Origin of the sequence: Streptomyces lincolnensis, assembly GCF_021173675.1 — a bacterium.
GTDB classification, from domain to species: domain Bacteria; phylum Actinomycetota; class Actinomycetes; order Streptomycetales; family Streptomycetaceae; genus Streptomyces; species Streptomyces lincolnensis_B.
In genome coordinates, this window is the sequence record NZ_JAIHON010000009.1 from 233,849 (window position 1) to 251,757 (window position 17,909).

20 protein-coding genes are annotated in these 17,909 nt (G+C 69.5%); 18 read left to right on the forward strand and 2 right to left on the reverse strand.

Going from position 1 to position 17,909, the window contains the following annotated elements:
- Nucleotides 1–48: 48 nt before the first annotated feature.
- Nucleotides 49–951, forward strand: a complete 903-nt coding sequence (locus tag K4B79_RS27495; RefSeq protein ID WP_232029619.1) for a tRNA (adenine-N1)-methyltransferase — start codon at nucleotides 49–51, stop codon at nucleotides 949–951.
- Nucleotides 952–1,192: 241 nt separating this feature from the next.
- Entirely contained in the window at nucleotides 1,193–1,777 is a 585-nt protein-coding gene (locus tag K4B79_RS27500; protein WP_232029620.1) for a hypothetical protein, read from the forward strand.
- A gap of 58 nt (nucleotides 1,778–1,835) precedes the next feature.
- On the opposite strand, the gene K4B79_RS27505 is transcribed toward K4B79_RS27500, so the two are convergent.
- Complete coding sequence (locus K4B79_RS27505) at nucleotides 1,836–2,141, reverse strand: ferredoxin (RefSeq protein WP_232029621.1); 306 nt, start codon at nucleotides 2,139–2,141, stop codon at nucleotides 1,836–1,838.
- 244 nt (nucleotides 2,142–2,385) lie between these two features.
- Between K4B79_RS27505 and arc the strand changes: the two genes are divergently transcribed.
- The 6 genes from arc to prcA all read left to right on the forward strand — a co-directional run bounded on the left by arc (nucleotide 2,386) and on the right by prcA (nucleotide 8,197).
- Nucleotides 2,386–4,152, forward strand: a complete 1,767-nt coding sequence (arc, locus tag K4B79_RS27510; RefSeq protein WP_232029622.1) for a proteasome ATPase — start codon at nucleotides 2,386–2,388, stop codon at nucleotides 4,150–4,152.
- 236 nt (nucleotides 4,153–4,388) lie between these two features.
- Nucleotides 4,389–5,900, forward strand: coding sequence for a depupylase/deamidase Dop (gene dop, locus K4B79_RS27515; RefSeq protein ID WP_349256040.1), 1,512 nt, complete (start codon nucleotides 4,389–4,391; stop codon nucleotides 5,898–5,900).
- A 156-nt stretch (nucleotides 5,901–6,056) separates the two neighbouring features.
- Entirely contained in the window at nucleotides 6,057–6,272 is a 216-nt protein-coding gene (locus tag K4B79_RS27520) for a ubiquitin-like protein Pup (RefSeq protein WP_030606474.1), read from the forward strand.
- 127 nt (nucleotides 6,273–6,399) lie between these two features.
- Nucleotides 6,400–6,600, forward strand: a complete 201-nt coding sequence (locus K4B79_RS27525; RefSeq protein ID WP_308280517.1) for an endonuclease domain-containing protein — start codon at nucleotides 6,400–6,402, stop codon at nucleotides 6,598–6,600.
- The gene (gene prcB, locus K4B79_RS27530; RefSeq protein WP_232029623.1) at nucleotides 6,552–7,397 is read left to right on the forward strand and encodes a proteasome subunit beta; all 846 of its coding nucleotides are present in this window, start codon (nucleotides 6,552–6,554) and stop codon (nucleotides 7,395–7,397) included. The genes K4B79_RS27525 and prcB overlap by 49 nt, the downstream gene beginning before the upstream one ends.
- Nucleotides 7,398–7,459: 62 nt before the next feature.
- Nucleotides 7,460–8,197 (forward strand): proteasome subunit alpha, encoded by a 738-nt coding sequence (prcA, locus tag K4B79_RS27535; protein WP_232029624.1) that lies wholly within the window; start codon nucleotides 7,460–7,462, stop codon nucleotides 8,195–8,197.
- A gap of 63 nt (nucleotides 8,198–8,260) precedes the next feature.
- On the opposite strand, the gene K4B79_RS27540 is transcribed toward prcA, so the two are convergent.
- Complete coding sequence (locus K4B79_RS27540) at nucleotides 8,261–9,277, reverse strand: LacI family DNA-binding transcriptional regulator (RefSeq protein ID WP_232029625.1); 1,017 nt, start codon at nucleotides 9,275–9,277, stop codon at nucleotides 8,261–8,263.
- Between the two features lie 102 nt (nucleotides 9,278–9,379).
- Here K4B79_RS27540 and K4B79_RS27545 point away from each other — a divergent pair, with 102 nt between their 5' ends.
- The 10 genes from K4B79_RS27545 to tatC all read left to right on the forward strand — a co-directional run bounded on the left by K4B79_RS27545 (nucleotide 9,380) and on the right by tatC (nucleotide 17,812).
- Nucleotides 9,380–10,639, forward strand: a complete 1,260-nt coding sequence (locus tag K4B79_RS27545; RefSeq protein WP_232029626.1) for an MFS transporter — start codon at nucleotides 9,380–9,382, stop codon at nucleotides 10,637–10,639.
- Between the two features lie 9 nt (nucleotides 10,640–10,648).
- Complete coding sequence (gene pafA, locus K4B79_RS27550) at nucleotides 10,649–12,010, forward strand: Pup--protein ligase (RefSeq protein WP_067429457.1); 1,362 nt, start codon at nucleotides 10,649–10,651, stop codon at nucleotides 12,008–12,010.
- Nucleotides 12,011–12,139: 129 nt separating this feature from the next.
- On the forward strand, nucleotides 12,140–13,147 hold the full coding sequence (locus tag K4B79_RS27555) for an FKBP-type peptidyl-prolyl cis-trans isomerase (protein ID WP_232029627.1): 1,008 nt from the start codon (nucleotides 12,140–12,142) through the stop codon (nucleotides 13,145–13,147).
- A gap of 60 nt (nucleotides 13,148–13,207) precedes the next feature.
- A complete protein-coding gene (locus K4B79_RS27560) occupies nucleotides 13,208–13,579 on the forward strand; it encodes an FKBP-type peptidyl-prolyl cis-trans isomerase (protein ID WP_030672441.1) in 372 nt (123 codons plus the stop codon).
- 132 nt (nucleotides 13,580–13,711) lie between these two features.
- Entirely contained in the window at nucleotides 13,712–14,665 is a 954-nt protein-coding gene (locus K4B79_RS27565; protein WP_232029628.1) for a helix-turn-helix transcriptional regulator, read from the forward strand.
- Nucleotides 14,666–14,684: 19 nt separating this feature from the next.
- Nucleotides 14,685–15,749: a helix-turn-helix transcriptional regulator gene (locus K4B79_RS27570; protein WP_232029629.1), complete on the forward strand. Its 1,065-nt coding sequence runs from the start codon at nucleotides 14,685–14,687 to the stop codon at nucleotides 15,747–15,749.
- Between the two features lie 44 nt (nucleotides 15,750–15,793).
- The gene (locus K4B79_RS27575; protein ID WP_232029630.1) at nucleotides 15,794–16,054 is read left to right on the forward strand and encodes a phage terminase large subunit family protein; all 261 of its coding nucleotides are present in this window, start codon (nucleotides 15,794–15,796) and stop codon (nucleotides 16,052–16,054) included.
- 10 nt (nucleotides 16,055–16,064) lie between these two features.
- Nucleotides 16,065–16,259, forward strand: coding sequence for a hypothetical protein (locus K4B79_RS27580; RefSeq protein WP_232029631.1), 195 nt, complete (start codon nucleotides 16,065–16,067; stop codon nucleotides 16,257–16,259).
- A gap of 261 nt (nucleotides 16,260–16,520) precedes the next feature.
- Nucleotides 16,521–16,811 (forward strand): Sec-independent protein translocase subunit TatA, encoded by a 291-nt coding sequence (gene tatA / locus K4B79_RS27585; RefSeq protein WP_232029632.1) that lies wholly within the window; start codon nucleotides 16,521–16,523, stop codon nucleotides 16,809–16,811.
- 47 nt (nucleotides 16,812–16,858) lie between these two features.
- The gene (gene tatC, locus K4B79_RS27590; RefSeq protein WP_232029633.1) at nucleotides 16,859–17,812 is read left to right on the forward strand and encodes a twin-arginine translocase subunit TatC; all 954 of its coding nucleotides are present in this window, start codon (nucleotides 16,859–16,861) and stop codon (nucleotides 17,810–17,812) included.
- The last annotated feature ends 97 nt before the right edge of the window (nucleotides 17,813–17,909 follow it).

A 17,909-nucleotide genomic window follows, 5' to 3' on the forward strand; every position in this document is an offset into this window, starting at 1 on the left:
CTCCTCCGGGTGGTCGGCGGCCCCCTCCGGGACCGGTAGGCTGGTCACATGTCCGAACCGACCGGTGCCGCCCGCAGGCGCGGGCCCTTCAAGGTCGGGGACCAGGTTCAGCTGACCGACCCCAAGGGCCGCCACTACACGTTCACGCTCGAAGCCGGGAAGAACTTCCACACCCACAAGGGTTCCTTCCCGCACGACGAACTGATCGGTGCTCCCGAGGGCAGCGTTGTCCGCACCACCGGGAACGTCGCCTACCTCGCGCTGCGCCCCCTGCTCCCCGACTACGTCCTGTCCATGCCCCGCGGGGCAGCCGTCGTGTACCCGAAGGACGCGGGGCACATCCTGGCCTTCGCCGACATCTTCCCCGGCGCCCGTGTCGTGGAGGCCGGCGTCGGCTCCGGCTCGCTCAGCAGCTTCCTGCTGCGGGCCATCGGCGACCAGGGCATGCTGCACAGCTACGAGCGCCGCGAGGACTTCGCCGACATCGCCCGGCAGAACGTGGAGCGCTACTTCGGCGGCCCGCACCCCGCCTGGCAGCTCACCGTCGGTGATCTCCAGGACAACCTGTCCGACGCCGACGTCGACCGCGTCATCCTCGACATGCTCGCCCCCTGGGAGTGCCTGGAGGCCGTCTCCAAGGCGCTCGTGCCCGGCGGCATCCTGTGCTGCTACGTCGCGACCACCACCCAGCTCGCGCGGACCGTGGAGTCCATCCGTGAGATCGGCTGCTTCAACGAGCCGACCTCCTGGGAGACGATGATCCGCAACTGGCACGTCGAGGGCCTGGCCGTCCGCCCGGACCACCGGATGATCGGCCACACCGGCTTCCTGCTCACCGCCCGCCGCCTCGCGGACGGCGTCGAGCCGCCCATGCGCCGCCGCCGCCCCGCCAAGGGCGCCTACGGCGAGGACTACACCGGCCCCAACGCCGACGGAGGATCCGGCCGCTGACGTCGGCTCTCCCCGGCTCTCCCTCTCCTCAACGCGGCGGCGCCGTGGCCGAGTTCCCCTCACCACCCGGAACTCGGCCACGGCGCCTTCTTGTTGAGAGCGGCCCGGCAGTCCTTGACACCCCGCCGGACTCCGTAAGCCTCCGCCCCCGGAACCCCACCCCGCCGTTCCGTCCCGGCCGTGACGTGTGGCACCATGCAGGCCATCCCACCGGCACAGCCCTCACAGGAGACACTTCCTAGTGCAGCACTCCGCCGTCCCGGAACTGGCACACACGCAGCCCCGCCCGATCCACTGGGTCGCCACCGCGACGGCCGTCGCGGGCGTGGTGGCCCTGTCCTCGGTGCTCCAGCCCGATCCGGCGACGGCGGCCCAGGCGGCCGGCCCGCAGAGCAGAACGGCTCCCGCCCCGGCCTTCACCACGCCCCCGGACCCCGCGAGTGCCGCGTTCCCGATCGACTGCGGCCCGGTCAAGGCCCTCGTCGTGAAGAAGGCCACCGGGGACCTCGACGGCGACGGCCGGCCGGAGACGGTGGCGGTGGTGCACTGCGACGCGCCGATGGGCACCCCGCCCGACGGCGTGTACGTCCTCACCCGGGCCAAGGAGACCGGCGCCCCGCGTGTGGTCGCCACCCTCGTCGACCCCAAGGACCGCCGTACGGTCACGGACTTCGCGCTGCGTGACGGAGCCGTCCTCGCGACACTCCTCGGCTACTCGACCTCCGACGTGCCCAGTTGCTGCCCCGACGTGAAGCAGAGCGCGAAGTGGCGCTGGAAGAACGGCTCGTTCATCCGCTCGGCACCGGCAGGCACCGGCAACGCCTGAGCCGGGTCACCGGCATCTGTGAGAAATCAGACAGTAGTGACGCCTCGTACCATCGTGGTCACTCGGCGTCAGGGCCGTAGACCTCGACCCTGTCCGAAACCCGACGTACGTGGATGCAGTCGCCCGGACATTCCTTGGCCGAGTCGACGACGTCCGTGAGAAGCGGCAGGGGCACGGGCGTTGTGGCGCCCTTGTCCTGGAGCAACTCGTCGTCCGAGCCCTTCACATAGGCGAGGCCGTCGATGTCCAGCTCGAACACCTCGGGCGCGTACTGGGCGCAGATGCCGTCACCGGTGCAGAGGTCCTGGTCGATCCAGACCTCCAGTGCCTCGCCGCCGGCCTCGGCCTCCTGCTGCACGGTCATGTCTCCTGCCGTTTGAACACAGAGCGTTCCGGGAATCCGGCCAGCTCTGACGGGTGTTGAACAGTTCGACCCTACCTCCGACGGCTTTCCAATCATGTTCGGTGGGTATTCCCCTGGCGTGAGGGAGAGCGCAAGGGTGAAGATCGGACACACCCCGACCGTCTTTGTGATCTAGGGGTTTCAATCGACACCCACCCAGGTAGGGTCTGGAAGCGTCCAGCTCCCCTTGGAGGAGGTGAGGACCGTGGCAGCCCACGACGACGACATGAACCGCGGCATCCGCCCGGGACGAGGGTCCGACGACCCTGCCGGGCAGATTGCCTACCTTGAGCAGGAGATCGCCGTCCTGCGACGCAAGCTCGCCGACTCTCCGCGACACACGAGGATTCTCGAAGAGCGGATCGTCGAGCTGCAGACCAATCTGGCCGGCGTGTCCGCGCAGAACGAGCGACTGGCGAACACGCTCCGTGAGGCCCGCGACCAGATCGTGGCCCTCAAGGAGGAGGTCGACCGGCTCGCACAGCCGCCGGCCGGCTTCGGTGTCTTCCTCGAAGCGAACGAGGACGGCACGGCCGACATCTTCACCGGCGGCCGCAAACTGCGGGTGAACGTCAGCCCGAGCGTCGAGCTCGAAGAGCTCAGGCGCGGCCAGGAAGTGATGCTCAACGAAGCTCTCAACGTGGTCGAGGCCATGGAGTACGAGAGCGTCGGCGACATCGTCACCCTCAAGGAGATCCTCGAGGACGGCGAGCGCGCCCTCGTGGTGGGGCACACCGACGAGGAGCGGGTGGTACGGCTCGCCGAGCCGCTGATGGACGTCACCATCCGCCCCGGCGACGCCCTGCTGCTCGAACCACGCTCCGGGTACGTCTACGAGGTCGTTCCCAAGAGCGAGGTCGAGGAGCTCGTCCTCGAAGAGGTACCCGACATCGGGTACGAGCAGATCGGTGGACTCGGTGGCCAGATCGAGGCCATCCGCGACGCCGTGGAGCTTCCGTACCTCTACCCCGACCTGTTCAAGGAGCACGAACTGCGGCCGCCCAAGGGCGTGCTGCTGTACGGGCCCCCCGGATGCGGCAAGACGCTCATCGCCAAGGCCGTCGCCAACTCGCTGGCCAAGAAGGTCGCCGAGGTCACCGGTCAGGCCACCGGCAAGAGCTTCTTCCTCAACATCAAGGGTCCCGAGCTCCTCAACAAGTACGTCGGCGAGACCGAGCGGCAGATCCGCCTGGTCTTCCAGCGTGCACGTGAGAAGGCCTCCGAGGGCACTCCGGTCATCGTCTTCTTCGACGAGATGGAGTCCCTGTTCCGCACCCGTGGCTCCGGTGTCAGCTCGGACGTGGAGAACACCATCGTCCCGCAGCTGCTCGCCGAGATCGACGGTGTGGAGGGCCTGCAGAACGTGGTCGTGATCGGCGCCTCCAACCGCGAGGACATGATCGACCCCGCCATCCTGCGCCCCGGCCGCCTGGACGTGAAGATCAAGATCGAGCGTCCCGACGCCGAGGCCGCCAAGGACATCTTCGGCAAGTACCTGACCGAGCGCCTCCCGCTGCACTCCGACGACCTCGGCGAGCACGGCGGCAGCAAGGCCACCACCGTCCAGAGCATGATCCAGACGGCCGTGGAACACATGTACGCCGAGTCCGAGGAGAACCGCTTCCTGGAAGTCACCTACGCCAACGGCGACAAGGAAGTCCTCTACTTCAAGGACTTCAATTCCGGTGCCATGATCGAGAACATCGTGGGCCGCGCCAAGAAGATGGCGATCAAGGACTTCCTCGACCACAACCAGAAGGGTCTGCGCGTCTCCCACCTCCTCCAGGCCTGCGTGGACGAGTTCAAGGAGAACGAGGACCTGCCGAACACCACCAACCCGGACGACTGGGCCCGCATCTCCGGAAAGAAGGGCGAGCGGATCGTCTACATCCGTACCCTGATCACCGGAAAGCAGGGCGCGGACACCGGACGCTCCATCGACACGGTGGCGAACACCGGTCAGTACCTGTAAGAAACAGGGCGGCTGCGGGTGCCCTCAGCGGGTACCCGCAGCCGACTGTTTTTCAGGCGAACGCTCGACCCCAAGGCAATGACGCAAATGATCTCCCCACCAGCGCAAAGCCGTTCTAGGCTCTTCGGTACCGCCGAGTCGCGCAGTGCGGGGACGGGCACCGCACACGCACCGGAGCGCCAGCGGTACTTGAGCGCCGCCCCCGACCGAGGGCGCCGCCGGGCAAGGAGGGCCGCATGACCGTACGGCGAGTAATGGGTATCGAGACGGAGTACGGGATCTCCGTCCCCGGCCACCCCAACGCCAATGCCATGCTCACCTCGTCCCAGATCGTCAACGCCTACGCGGCGGCGATGCACCGGGCCCGGCGGGCCCGCTGGGACTTCGAGGAGGAGAACCCGCTGCGGGACGCCCGAGGCTTCGACCTCGCCCGCGAGGCCGCCGACTCCAGCCAGCTCACCGACGAGGACATCGGCCTGGCCAATGTGATCCTCACCAACGGCGCGCGGCTCTACGTCGACCATGCCCACCCCGAGTACAGCGCCCCCGAGGTCACCAACCCGCGGGACGCCGTCCTGTGGGACAAGGCCGGTGAGCGTGTCATGGCGGAGGCGGCGGAGCGGGCGGCCCAGCTCCCCGGTGCCCAGCCGATCCACCTCTACAAGAACAACACCGACAACAAGGGCGCCTCCTACGGCACGCACGAGAACTACCTGATGAAGCGGGAGACCCCCTTCTCGGACATCGTGCGCCACCTGACGCCCTTCTTCGTCTCCCGCCAGGTCGTCACCGGCGCCGGTCGCGTCGGCATCGGCCAGGACGGGCACGAGCACGGCTTCCAGATCAGCCAGCGCGCGGACTACTTCGAGGTCGAGGTCGGCCTGGAGACCACGCTCAAGCGGCCGATCATCAACACCCGCGACGAGCCGCACGCCGACGCCGAGAAGTACCGCCGCCTGCACGTGATCATCGGCGACGCGAACCTCTCGGAGATCTCCACCTACCTCAAGCTGGGCACGACGGCGCTCGTCCTGTCCATGATCGAGGACGGCTTCATCGCCGTGGACCTGGCGGTGGACCAGCCCGTACGCACCCTCCACCAGGTCTCGCACGACCCGTCCCTCCAGCGGCTGATCACGCTCCGCAGCGGCCGCACACTCACCGCGGTCCAGCTTCAGATGGAGTACTACGAGCTGTCGCGCAAGTACGTGGAGGAGCGGTACGGCGCGGACGCCGACGAGCAGACCAAGGACGTCCTGGCCCGCTGGGAGGACACTCTCAACCGCCTGGAGAACGACCCGATGAGCCTGGCCGGCGAGCTGGACTGGGTCGCCAAGCGGGAGCTCATGGAGGGCTACCGGCGCCGGGACGACCTGGACTGGGACGCCGCCAAGCTCCACCTCCTCGACCTCCAGTACGCCGACGTACGCGCCGAGAAGGGCCTCTACAACCGTCTGGCGGCCCGCGGGCGCATCAAGCGGCTCCTGGACGAGGCCGACGTCGAGCGGGCCCGTACGAAGCCGCCGGAGGACACCCGCGCGTACTTCCGCGGCCGCTGCCTGGAGCAGTACGCCGACGACGTGGCGGCGGCCTCCTGGGACTCGGTCATCTTCGACCTGCCGGGGCGCGACTCCCTCCAGCGCGTCCCAACCCTGGAACCGCTACGCGGAACGCGAAATCACGTCAAGGAGCTCCTGGACCGCTGCCGCACGGCGGAAGACCTGGTCAGGGTCCTGTCGGGCGGCTGACGGGGTACTCGGGGCCGACTCGGTCCCACAGGGTGGAAAGCTCGCCGTCCGGGAATCATCGAGGTGGTCCCCGGACGTTGAGGGAACTGCGGGGCCGATGTCGGACCCTGCTTGTAGGGTCTGATCAAGAACGTCGAACCGAGCGGGGTGAGGGTTATGGCGACCAAGGACACCGGCGGCGGACAGCAGAAGGCGACGCGCTCCACGGAGGAGGTCGAGGAAGCGCCCGAGGCGCAGGCCTCCGAGGATCTCAAGGAGCGCCAGGAGAAGCTGAGCGACGACGTGGACTCCGTCCTGGACGAGATCGACGACGTCCTGGAGGAGAACGCCGAGGACTTCGTGCGCTCGTTCGTTCAAAAGGGTGGACAGTAAGTCACACTCGTGAACGACGGGGCAGGGAGAGGTGCTCGACGCGATGCGTCGGCGACCCACGGGCCGCCGACGCATGGCGGGTCCCGCGCGAGGAGTCGTACGCCTGCCAAGTGGGTGCGTGCCGCGGATGATTGTCGGTTCCGCCGCACATGTGGATCACTGCCGCAACACGGGTAGGGTCCGAGGCGTACCGTGCCTCGGCCGCGATGCGGCATCGGGGCAGTTCAAGGATCGGCCCGACGTCTTGGGGCGGGCTGCTGCTTATGTGGAAGGAAACGCGTGGAAGCCAACACTCGTAGCACCGGGCGTCTGCCGGCCGCCTTCCTGACGCCTGGGTCGTCGTCCTTCATGGATTTCCTGTCGGAGCACCAGCCGGACATGCTGCCGGGCAACCGGCAACTGCCGCCCACCCAGGGCGTGATCGAGGCGCCGCACGGCACCACGATCGTGGCCGTGACGTTCCCCGGCGGCGTCGTGCTCGCCGGTGACCGGCGGGCCACGATGGGGAATGTCATCGCGCAGCGGGACATCGAGAAGGTGTTCCCGGCCGACGAGTACTCGGCGGTGGGCATCGCCGGTACCGCCGGTCTGGCCGTGGAGATGGTCAAGCTCTTCCAGCTGGAGCTGGAGCACTTCGAGAAGGTCGAGGGCGCCCAGCTGTCGCTGGAGGGCAAGGCGAACCGGCTGTCGACCATGATCCGTTCCAACCTCGGCATGGCGATGCAGGGCCTGGCCGTGGTCCCGCTCTTCGCCGGCTACGACGTGGACCGCGAGCGGGGCCGGATCTTCTCCTACGACGTCACCGGCGGACGCTCCGAGGAGCACAACTTCGCCGCCACCGGCTCCGGCTCGATCTTCGCGCGCGGGGCCATGAAGAAGCTCTTCCACGACTCCCTGACCGAGGAGCAGGCCACGACGCTCGTGGTGCAGGCCCTCTACGACGCGGCAGACGACGACTCGGCGACCGGTGGTCCCGATGTCGCCCGCCGGATCTACCCGATCGTCACCGTGATCACCGAGGACGGCTTCCGCCGTCTCACCGACGAGGAGTCCTCCGAGATCGCCCGCGCGATCCTGGAGCGGCGCCTGGAGCAGCCCGACGGCCCCCGGGCCGCCCTGCTGTAGCCGACGGCCTCGGTTCTTGTGAAGGTGATCCAGTGACTCCGACAGAAAGGGACGGATAACCGGTGTCGACGCCGTTCTATGTCTCCCCCCAGCAGGCCATGGCCGACCGGGCGGAGTACGCCCGCAAGGGCATCGCCCGTGGCCGCAGCCTGGTCGTGCTGCAGTACGCCGACGGCATCGTCTTCGTCGGCGAGAACCCGTCCCGCGCGCTGCACAAGTTCAGCGAGATCTACGACCGGATCGGCTTCGCGGCCGCCGGCAAGTACAACGAGTACGAGAACCTGCGGATCGGCGGTGTGCGCTACGCGGACCTGCGCGGCTACACCTACGACCGCGACGACGTCACCGCCCGCGGTCTCGCCAACGTCTACGCCCAGACGCTGGGCACCATCTTCTCCTCGGCCGGCGAGAAGCCGTACGAGGTGGAGCTGGTCGTGGCCGAGGTCGGGGAGACGCCGGACGGCGACCAGATCTACCGGCTGCCGCACGACGGTTCGATCGTGGACGAGCACGGCTCGGTCGCGGTCGGCGGCAACGCCGAGTTGATCAGCAGCTATCTGGACCAGCGCCACCAGGACGGCATGAGCCTGGCCGAGGCGCTGCAACTGGCCGTCCAGGCCCTGTCCCGCGAGTCGAACGGCTCGCAGCGGGAGATCCCCGCGGAGCGTCTGGAGGTCGCGGTGCTGGACCGGACGCGTCCGCAGCAGCGCAAGTTCAAGCGCATCGTCGGCCGCCAGCTCGGTCGCCTGCTGGAGGCGGGCGGCGCGACGACCGAGGCGGAGAGCTCCGACGAGGAGTGACCCCGCCCCACCCGGCGAACCCCGCTGTGCCCCGGCCGTCGACTCGGCCGGGGCACAGGGCGTTCAGGAGGCGCTCGGCGGTGCCGTGGAGGCCCGTACGACCAACTCGACGGGAATGTCCCCCGCCTCGGGCGCGCGGCCCTCCAGGACGGCCAGCAGGGCCCGCATGCCGCGTTCGCCGAACAGCTCGGCGTCCAGCCGCACGGTGGTCAGCTCCGGGTCGATGGCGGTGGCCAGGGCCAGATCGTCCAGGCCCGTGACGGAGACGTCGTCGGGCACCCGCAGACCGAGCCGCCGTACGGCCTTGTAGGCGCCGGCCGCGAGCTTGTCGTCGTCGCAGACCAGGGCGGTGGGCCGGGGGCCGGGGGCGGCCAGGGCGGCTTCGGCGGCGGTCAGGGCGCCCTCGATGGAGATCGGCGCGCGGGCGGTGCGCACGGAGGCGCCCGGGACGGCCCCGACGCGGGCCGCCAGCTCGCGCCCGCGGATCTCGAAGGTCCAGGACGGCACGTCCGCCGCGAGGTGCAGGAAACGGCGGTGGCCGAGGCCCAGCAGGTGCTCGGCGACCTGGCGTACGCCGTCGGTGATGTCCAGGTTGACCGTGGCCGCGCCGAGGCTGCCCGAGGGATCGCTGTCGAGCATCACCAGCGGCAGTTGGTCGCCGCGGATCGCGCTGAGGGCGTCGGCGGCCATGGAGGAGGCGATGACGCCGTCCAGGGCGGCCTGGGCGGAGGCGAAGGGGTCGCGGGCGGGGCCGACGCCCTCGGGGGAGGGGTAGAGGACGACTCCGAAGCCGTGGTCGGCGGCGACCCGGGCGGCGCCGGTGTAGACGCCGGCGAAGAACTCGGTGGTCAGGGCCGGGACCACCAGGAGCACCGTGCGGGTGCGGCCCAGGCGCAGGTTGCGGGCGGCGAGGTTGGGCCGGTAGCCGAGGTCGCGCGCGGCCTGCCGTACGCGCTCCACGGTGGCCTCGGACACCCGCCCGCGCCACTTGTCGCCGAGCACCAGGGAGACCGCGGCCTGGGAGACTCCCGCGGCCTGGGCGACGTCACGGCTGGTGGGGCGGGTGCTGCTGCGTGCCACAGCGGATCCGCTCCCCTCTGTCTGGTCGTGCGCATGGACGGGTGAACAGCGCACATGGTACGTATGAGAGCGGACGTTATACGTAACACTTGGAGGCGGGGCATGGCCGTGGGATACCTGGAGATCCTCAGGGCGCGACACGCGGCACGCCTGCTGGCGGGCACGCTGGTGGGGCGGCTGCCGAACGCCACCGCCGCGATCGCGGTCATGCTGTTCGTCCGGGCCGAGGGCGGTTCGTACAGCCTGGCCGGTGCCCTCGTGGCCGCGTACGCCGTGGCCAACGCCGTGGGGCAGCCCGTGCTCGGGCGGCTGGTGGACCTGCACGGGCAGCCGCGGGTCCAGCTGCCCGCGGCGGTGCTGTCGGCCCTGGCGATGGCCGTGTTCGCCTTCACCGGTATCGATCCGCTGCCCCTCGCCTACGTCTCCGTCGCCGCCGCGGGACTCCTCACACCGCCCCTGGAGGGCGGACTGCGGGCGCTGTGGTCCTCCGTCCTGCACAGGGAGGACCAGGTGCACAGGGCGTACGCGATGGACGCCGTGGCGCAGGAAGTCATGTTCGCGGTGGGGCCGTTGCTGGTGACCGCGTGCGTGGCCGTGTGGTCGGAGCAGGCGGCGCTGCTCGTGCTGCACGCCGTCGGCGTGCTGGGCGCGCTCTGGGTGGTCGTCTCGCCGCCCTCGCGCGCGTGGCGCTCGGCACCGCGCGAGGCCCACTGGCTGGGCGCGCTGCGCTCGCCCGGACTGCTCGCCATGCTGAGCGCCTTCCTGTTCGTCGGCATCGCGCTCGGCTCCATCACGGTGGCATCCGTGGCATACGCGGACGACAACGGCGGGGACGCCGTCTACGGCTGGCTGATGGCCGCCCTGGGCATCGGCGCCCTCATCGGCGGCGTGTTGTACGGGGCGCGGCAGTGGGCCGGCGATCCGGCGCGGCGACTGCGGGTCCTGGTGGCGCTTCTGGCGGTGTGTTACCTGCCGCTGACGCTGCTGCCGGGCCCGGTCGCCATGACGCTGCTCACCGTCCTCGCCGGCGTCTTCCTGGCACCTGTCATCGCCTGCTCGTTCGTCCTGGTCGACCGGCACGCCCCGCGCGGGACGGTCACCGAGGCGTTCTCCTGGCTCGTGACGACCTTCACGGTCGGCACGGCCGCCGGAACGGGCCTCACGGGCCCGGTCGTCGAGGCGGGCGGGGCCCAGTGGGGCTTCGTCGTCCCGGGGGCCGCGGGGGCCGTCTCCCTGCTCGTCCTGCTGGCCACGGGAGGGGTCCTGGCGACTTCCGCGCGGGGCGCCGTGGTTGCTTCTTCATCGGAAAATGATCCAAACCGTGCGGCCGAACCCCGTTTCAGCTCGGGGGATCGGGCGTAATGTTCAGTCATGGACCGCCGCATTTTCGGGCTGGAGAACGAGTACGGCGTCACGTGTACGTTCAGGGGACAGCGCCGCCTGTCTCCCGACGAGGTGGCGCGGTACCTCTTCCGCCGTGTCGTGTCATGGGGCCGCAGCAGCAATGTCTTTCTGCGAAACGGCGCCCGCCTCTATCTCGACGTGGGATCGCATCCGGAATACGCGACACCCGAATGTGACAACGTGACCGAACTGGTCACCCACGACAAGGCCGGCGAGCGCATTCTCGAAGGACTCCTGGTGGACGCCGAACGACGCCTGCACGAGGAAGGAATCGCGGGCGACGTCTACCTCTTCAAGAACAACACCGACTCGGCGGGCAACTCCTACGGCTGCCACGAGAACTATCTCGTCGCACGCCACGGCGAGTTCTCCCGTCTCGCGGACATCCTCATTCCGTTCCTCGTCACGAGGCAGCTGCTGTGCGGCGCCGGCAAGGTGCTGCAGACCCCGCGCGGCGCGGTCTACTGCGTCAGCCAGCGCGCCGAGCACATCTGGGAGGGCGTCTCCTCGGCGACGACCCGCTCCCGGCCGATCATCAACACCCGCGACGAACCGCACGCCGACGCCGAGCGCTACCGCCGCCTGCACGTCATCGTGGGCGACTCCAACATGTCCGAGACGACCATGCTGCTCAAGGTCGGCGCCACCGACCTGGTGCTGCGCATGATCGAGGCGGGCACCGTCATGCGCGACCTGACCCTGGAGAACCCGATCCGGGCGATCCGCGAGGTCAGCCACGACATCACCGGCCGGCGCAAGGTGCGCCTGGCCAGCGGCCGCGAGGCCTCCGCGCTGGAGGTGCAGCGCGAGTACTACGAGAAGGCCGTGGACTTCTGCGAGCGCCGCGGCATCCGCACCGGCACCGTCGAGCAGGTCCTGGAGCTGTGGGGCCGCACACTGGACGCGATCGAGGCCGAGGACCTCGACCGGATCGGCACCGAGATCGACTGGGTGATGAAGTACCAGCTCATCGAGCGGTACCGGGCCAAGCACAACATGACCATGTCCCACCCGCGGGTCGCGCAGATAGACCTCGCGTACCACGACATCCACCGCCGTCGTGGCCTGTACTACCTGCTGGAGAAGAAGGGCCAAGCCGCCCGGATCTGCAACGACTTGAAGATCTTCGAGGGCAAGTCGGTTCCCCCGCAGACCACTCGGGCGCGCCTGCGCGGCGACTTCATCCGGCGGGCGCAGGAACAGCGCCGTGACTTCACGGTCGACTGGGTCCATCTCAAGCTCAACGACCAGGCACAACGCACCGTGTTGTGCAAGGACCCGTTCCGTTCGGTGGACGACCGGGTCGAGAAGCTGATCGCCGGAATGTGAGCAGGGGCGTTTCCGGAGAGACATTCGGAACGCAACACGGGCGCCGTACGTTTCACGTACGGCGCCCTTCTCACGCCGTAGAGTTGCGCGCACGCCATCACAAGATCGACCGATTACGAGGCCCCCACCGTGCGCCGACGCTCACTTCTCATCGCCGTGCCCGCAGGACTTGCCACGCTCTCCGCATGCGGTGACGACAAGTCCGACTCGAGTAAGGCGAGCGACAGCGCGTCGCCCTCGCCCTCGGCGTCGGCCGGGGCGTCCGCGGCGCCGCCGAAGATCGTCGACGGGCCGCTGCCGGCCGTCACCGCGGGCGCGAAGTTCGACCAGAAGCCGACCGTCGCCAAGGGCAGCGGCGAGCCCTCGAAGGACCTCGCGGTCAAGACCCTCGTCGCGGGCAGCGGCACCACGGTCGCCGAGAACGACTACATCCAGGCCCACTACCTCGGTCAGATCTGGGACACCGCGAAGGTCTTCGACAACTCCTACGACCGCAAGGCGCCACTGCTCATCCAGCTCGCCGCGGGCAGCATCATCGACGGCTGGCGGTACGCGCTGGCGGGCAAGAAGACGGGCAGCCGCGTCGAGTTCTCCGTGCCGCCCACCTGGGGGTACGGCGAGCAGGGCCAGGCGCAGGCCGGCATCAAGGGCACCGACACGCTGGTCTTCGTCGTGGACCTGAAGGAGACGTTCAACTCCAAGAGCTCCGCCAAGGGCACGGACGTCGCCCAGGACAACGCGGACCTGCCCAAGGTCGGCACCAACACCGACGGCAAGGCGCCCTCCATCGAGGTCCCCAAGGCCGACGCGCCGACGAAGCTGGTGGCGAACTACGTCATCGAGGGCGACGGCGAGGAGGTCGCCGCGACCAGCACCGTGCTCGTGCAGTACAAGGGCGTGCTGTGGGAGGGCGGCAAGGAGTTCGACTCGTCGTACAAGAGCGGCTCGCTGACGTCGTTCTCCCTCCAGCAGGTCGTCAAGGGCTGGGCGCAGGGACTGACCGGCAAGAAGGTGGGCAGCCGTGTCCTCATCACCATCCCGCCGAGCCTCGGCTACGGCGACAACCCGCCCGCCGACAGTGGCATCAAGAAGGACTCGACCCTGGTCTTCTCGGTCGACATCCTGGCGAAGATGTGACCCCGCCGAGATGTAAGACTGTGCCCGTTGCCTTTCCGTACACAAGCAGGAGCTAGAGACGTGAGCATCGACAAGCCCGAGATCGACTTCCCGGGCGGCGAGCCCCCGGCGGACCTGGAGATCAAGGACATCTGGGAGGGCGACGGCGCCGTGGCGCAGGCGGGCCAGACCGTCACCGTCCACTACGTGGGCGTCGCCTTCAGCACCGGCGAGGAGTTCGACGCCAGCTGGAACCGCGGTCAGCCGTTCCGCTTCCCGCTCGGTGGCGGCCGCGTCATCAAGGGCTGGGACCAGGGCGTGCAGGGCATGAAGGTCGGCGGCCGCCGCCAGCTGACCATCCCGGCCCACCTCGCCTACGGCAACCAGAGCCCGACCCCGGCGATCAAGCCCGGCGAGACGCTGATCTTCGTGGTCGACCTTCTCGGCGTCTGATCGTCGGCATCCGACCGGACCCGATCACCTGGGGCCCATGCCTGTCCGGGCATGGGCCCTCGGCTTTTGCCACGCCACTTCGGGGCGGTACGGTCATCGTTCGTAAGCACCATAGGGAGGCGAAGGGCGTCGATGGCCATTGCCAAGGCCGAGCGGCTGATGAACCTGGCGCTGTGTCTGCTGGGTACGCGGCGGCCACTGAGCAAGCGTGAGCTGCGGGAGTCCATCGAGGCCTACCTCGAAGCCAGCTCCGACGACTCCTTCAACCGGATGTTCGAGCGCGACAAGGACGATCTGCGCGAACTCGGCCTGGTCATCGAGACCGTGGAAAACCTCGACGGCGAGGTCGGCTACCTGGCCCGTCGCGACAGCAACCGCCTGCCGCCCATCACCCTGGACGCCGAGGAGGCCGCGGCCCTGGGTCTGGCCGCCAAGGTGTGGCAGCAGGCCCGCCTCGCCGGCGCGGCCAGCGGCGCCCTGCAGAAGCTGCGCGCGGCCGGACTGCCCGAGGACGTCGACCCCTACGAGGCGCACGGCGCGCTGGAGCCGCGCATCCCGGTGCACGAGGCCGCGTTCGAGCCGCTGATGCTGGCCTGCCGGGACCGCCGCCCGGTCGTCTTCGACTACCGCAAGGCCACCGCCGCCCACCCCGAGCCCCGGCATGTCGAGCCGTGGGCGCTGGAGTGCTGGCGGGGCCACTGGTACCTGGCCGGATTCGACCGGGACCGGGGCGCCGAGCGGGTGTTCCGGCTGTCCCGGATCACCGGCCGGGTGCGCTCGCGCGGCAGCCGCTTCACCGCACCGGTGCCCGACGTCGTCACCGTGCGCGAGACCGTCGCGAGCTGGGCCGGCGAGACCGCCGACCGCTCCGCGCTGATCCGGCTGCGCACGGACGCGGGGTACCCCTTGCGGGCGAAGGCCACCGAGGTGCGGGAACTGGGCGACGGCTGGGACGAGTTGGAGATTCCGTACGGCCACGGCCTGGACGCCTGGCTGGTGGAGTTCGGTCCTGACGTGGTGGTCCTGGAACCCGCCGAGCTGCGGGCAGACGTGGTGGACCGGCTGCGTGCCGTGGCCAAGGGCTGAGGGAGAGCGGAAGAGAACTGTGGCAGGCAAACCGGCCAGGCCCGTGAACGCGATCGACCAGACCAGGCGGATGCTCTCCCTGGTGACGTACCTGAAGGAGCGCCCCGGCGCCCGCGTCGAGGACGTCGCCCGCGCCTTCGGGATCACCGAGGACGAACTCGTCTCCGACCTCGACGTACTGCCCATGTGCGGCACCAGCTTCCGCGGCGGTGACCTGCTCGACATCGACACCGACGGCGAGCGGATCTGGTGGCACAATCCCGCCGCCCTCGGCGAGGAGACGGCCGAGCCGCTCCGGCTCGCCGCCGACGAGGCCACCGCGCTGCTGGTCGCCGCCCGTGCCGTGTCCACCCTGCCCGGCCTGCGCGAGAGCGACCGGCAGGCCCTGCTGCGGGCCACGGCCAAGGTGGAGACCGCCGCCGGTGAGCAGGCGGGGGCCAGCGCCCGGCTGTCGGTGACCTTCGAGTCGGAGGGCGGTGTCTTCGCGGACGTCGACCGGGCGATCTCCGAGCGGCGCCGCCTGTGGATCCGCTACTACTCGCCCGCCCGGGACGAGGTCACCGAGCGCGAGATCGACCCCATCCGGCTGGTCAGCGTGGGGCACACCTATGTGGAGGCCTGGTGCCGCCGCTCGGAGGCGCGCCGCACCTTCCGCCTCGACCGGGTCGCCGAGATCAAGATCCTGGACGAGCCGTCCGCGCCGCCCGAGATCGAGCTGCGGGACCTGTCCGAGGGCCTGGTGCAGCCGGCCGCGGAGGACCCCGAGGTCGTCGTCGAGGTCGGTCCCGGCGGGCGCTGGGTGGCGGAGTACTACCCGCACGACAGTGCGGATGAGCTTCCGGACGGGGGCCTGCGTATCACCCTGCGCACCCCGGATCCCACGTCCCTGCGGCGGCTGGCGCTGCGGCTCGGGCGGGACGGCCGGATCGTCTCGCCGCGGGACCTGGCCGACAGCGCCCGTGAGGCCGCCCGTGAGGCCCTGGCGGCGTACGACGGGGTCGAGGCACACGGCGACCACGGGGCGCGCACGGTTCAGGACAGCCGGTACGACGGGCAGCACGACAGGCAGGAGCAGGAGCTTTGAGCGAGTCGTCGACGTCTGATGTGCAGGACAGGGATGTGCGGGACATGACGGTGGCCGCCGCCTTCGCCGGGATGAGAAGCGTGACCCCGGTGACCTTCAGGGCCGGCTGCCCCGACTGCCGGGGCCGCTTCGAGCTGGCCGCGAGCGCCCTGCGTCTGGCCATCGGCGCCACGAGCCGTACCACCTTCTACTCCTTCACCTGCCCCGACTGCGGCACCTCCGTCCGCAAGCCGGCGGGGGAGCGGATCGTCGAGCTGCTGACCGGCGGCGGGGTCCGGACCCTGCGGCTGCACTCCACCCTCTAGGCTCGCCCTCATGTTCTGGCCGATGTTCGCGGTAGCTGTGGGTTTCGTGGGTCTCGCCGTCCTCGGCGTGCTCGCCGTACGGGTCTTCCTGGAGGCGCAGCGGCTGGGCAGGCAGGTCACCGACTCCGCCCGGCGCATCAACCGCGCCGCGGAGGACCTGGAGCGCGCATCCATGAGCGCGGCCCGGGCCGTGGACACGCTGTGAGAGGCCTCGTGCGGCGCCTGTGAGTTCCGCGAGTGGTGCGCTTTGGGTCACTTCGCCCTGTCACTTGGGTGGCCCCGACAGGTACGCTGCTGCTCGCGGTCCGGAGAACGAGGCGCGGATCGCGAACCGGGAGTACGCACAGGGATTGCCAGTCGTTCACCCCTGAGCGTTACGATCGCTGTCAGCACGATCGTTCGGACACCTGTCCGACCGGTCGGACAGCATCCCACTCAAGCCGCCTCGGTGAGAAGGTAAAGACTTATGTTCGGAAGGCTCGGCGCCCCCGAGATCATTCTCATCCTCGTCGTCATCATCCTGCTGTTCGGCGCGAAGAAGCTTCCGGACATGGCGCGCTCGCTCGGCAAGTCCGCGCGCATCCTCAAGAGCGAGGCCAAGGCGATGAAGTCCGAGGGCCAGGACAACGCCTCCGCTCCCGCGGCCCCGCCGCAGGACGACCAGCAGACCCCGGCGCAGCGCACCATCCAGGCCGCCCCGGGCGACGTCACCAGCTCGCGCCCGGTCTCCGAGCCGACGGACACGACCAAGCGCTGACGCAGGGCCGGTGACCTCCGGCCCGCTGCACGAGATGGGAACGTGGGTTGCTGAAGTCTGCCCGCAAAGAGGAGAAGGATCCCGAGGGGCGGATGCCCCTCGCGGAACACCTGCGTGAGCTTCGCAACCGGCTCGCGAAGGCGCTGCTTGCCATCGTCGTCGTGACGGTCGTCGCAGCCTTCTTCTACAACGACATCATCAACTTCCTGACGAAGCCGATCCTGGACTCGATCGGTTGCGATAAGACCTTCGAGCAGCTCGCCAGTTCGTCCGAGGCCTCGGAGAAGTGCGCCCGGATCACCATCAACGGCCTGCTCGCACCCTTCACGCTGGCCCTGCAGGTCTCGCTGACCGCGGGCATCGTGCTGGCCTCGCCGGTCTGGCTGTACCAGCTGTGGGCGTTCATCGCCCCCGGCCTGCACCGGCACGAGAAGAAGTACGCCTACGCCTTCGTCTTCACCGGCGCCCCGTTGTTCATCGGCGGCGCCTACTTCGCGTACTCGGTGCTTCCCACCACCGCGAAGGTGCTGATCGACTTCACACCGAGCGGCAGCATCGACAACCTGCTGCCCCTTGACGATCTGCTCCAGCTCGTCACCCGCATGGTGATCGTCTTCGGTCTCTCCTTCGAACTGCCCCTGCTGCTGGTCATGCTCAACCTCACCGGGATGATCACCGGTAAGCGGATGCTCGGCTGGTGGCGGGCGATGATCATGGGCATCACCGTGTTCGCCGCCGTGGCGACGCCGAGCACGGACCCGCTGAGCATGCTGGCGCTGGCCGGCCCCATCTGGGTGCTGTACTTCGTCGCGACACTCTTCTCCCTGGTCAACGACCGGCGCCGGCGCCGCCGCGAGGCCCTCGGCCCCGACGACGACGAGGCCTCCGAGCTGGACCTCACCCCCGAGGACGTCGGTGAGGTCGAGACCGTCTCCGCCAGCCGGGCGCTGCCCGAGCAGTCGAGCACGGAACGGGTCAACGGGTACGACGACGTGACCTGACCTGCCCTGATCTTCCGCACAGCGTGCGAGGGGCCCGCCGGGACGAACCGGCGGGCCCCTGTCGTCGTTCTGGGATGCGGGACGGTCGATAAAGATC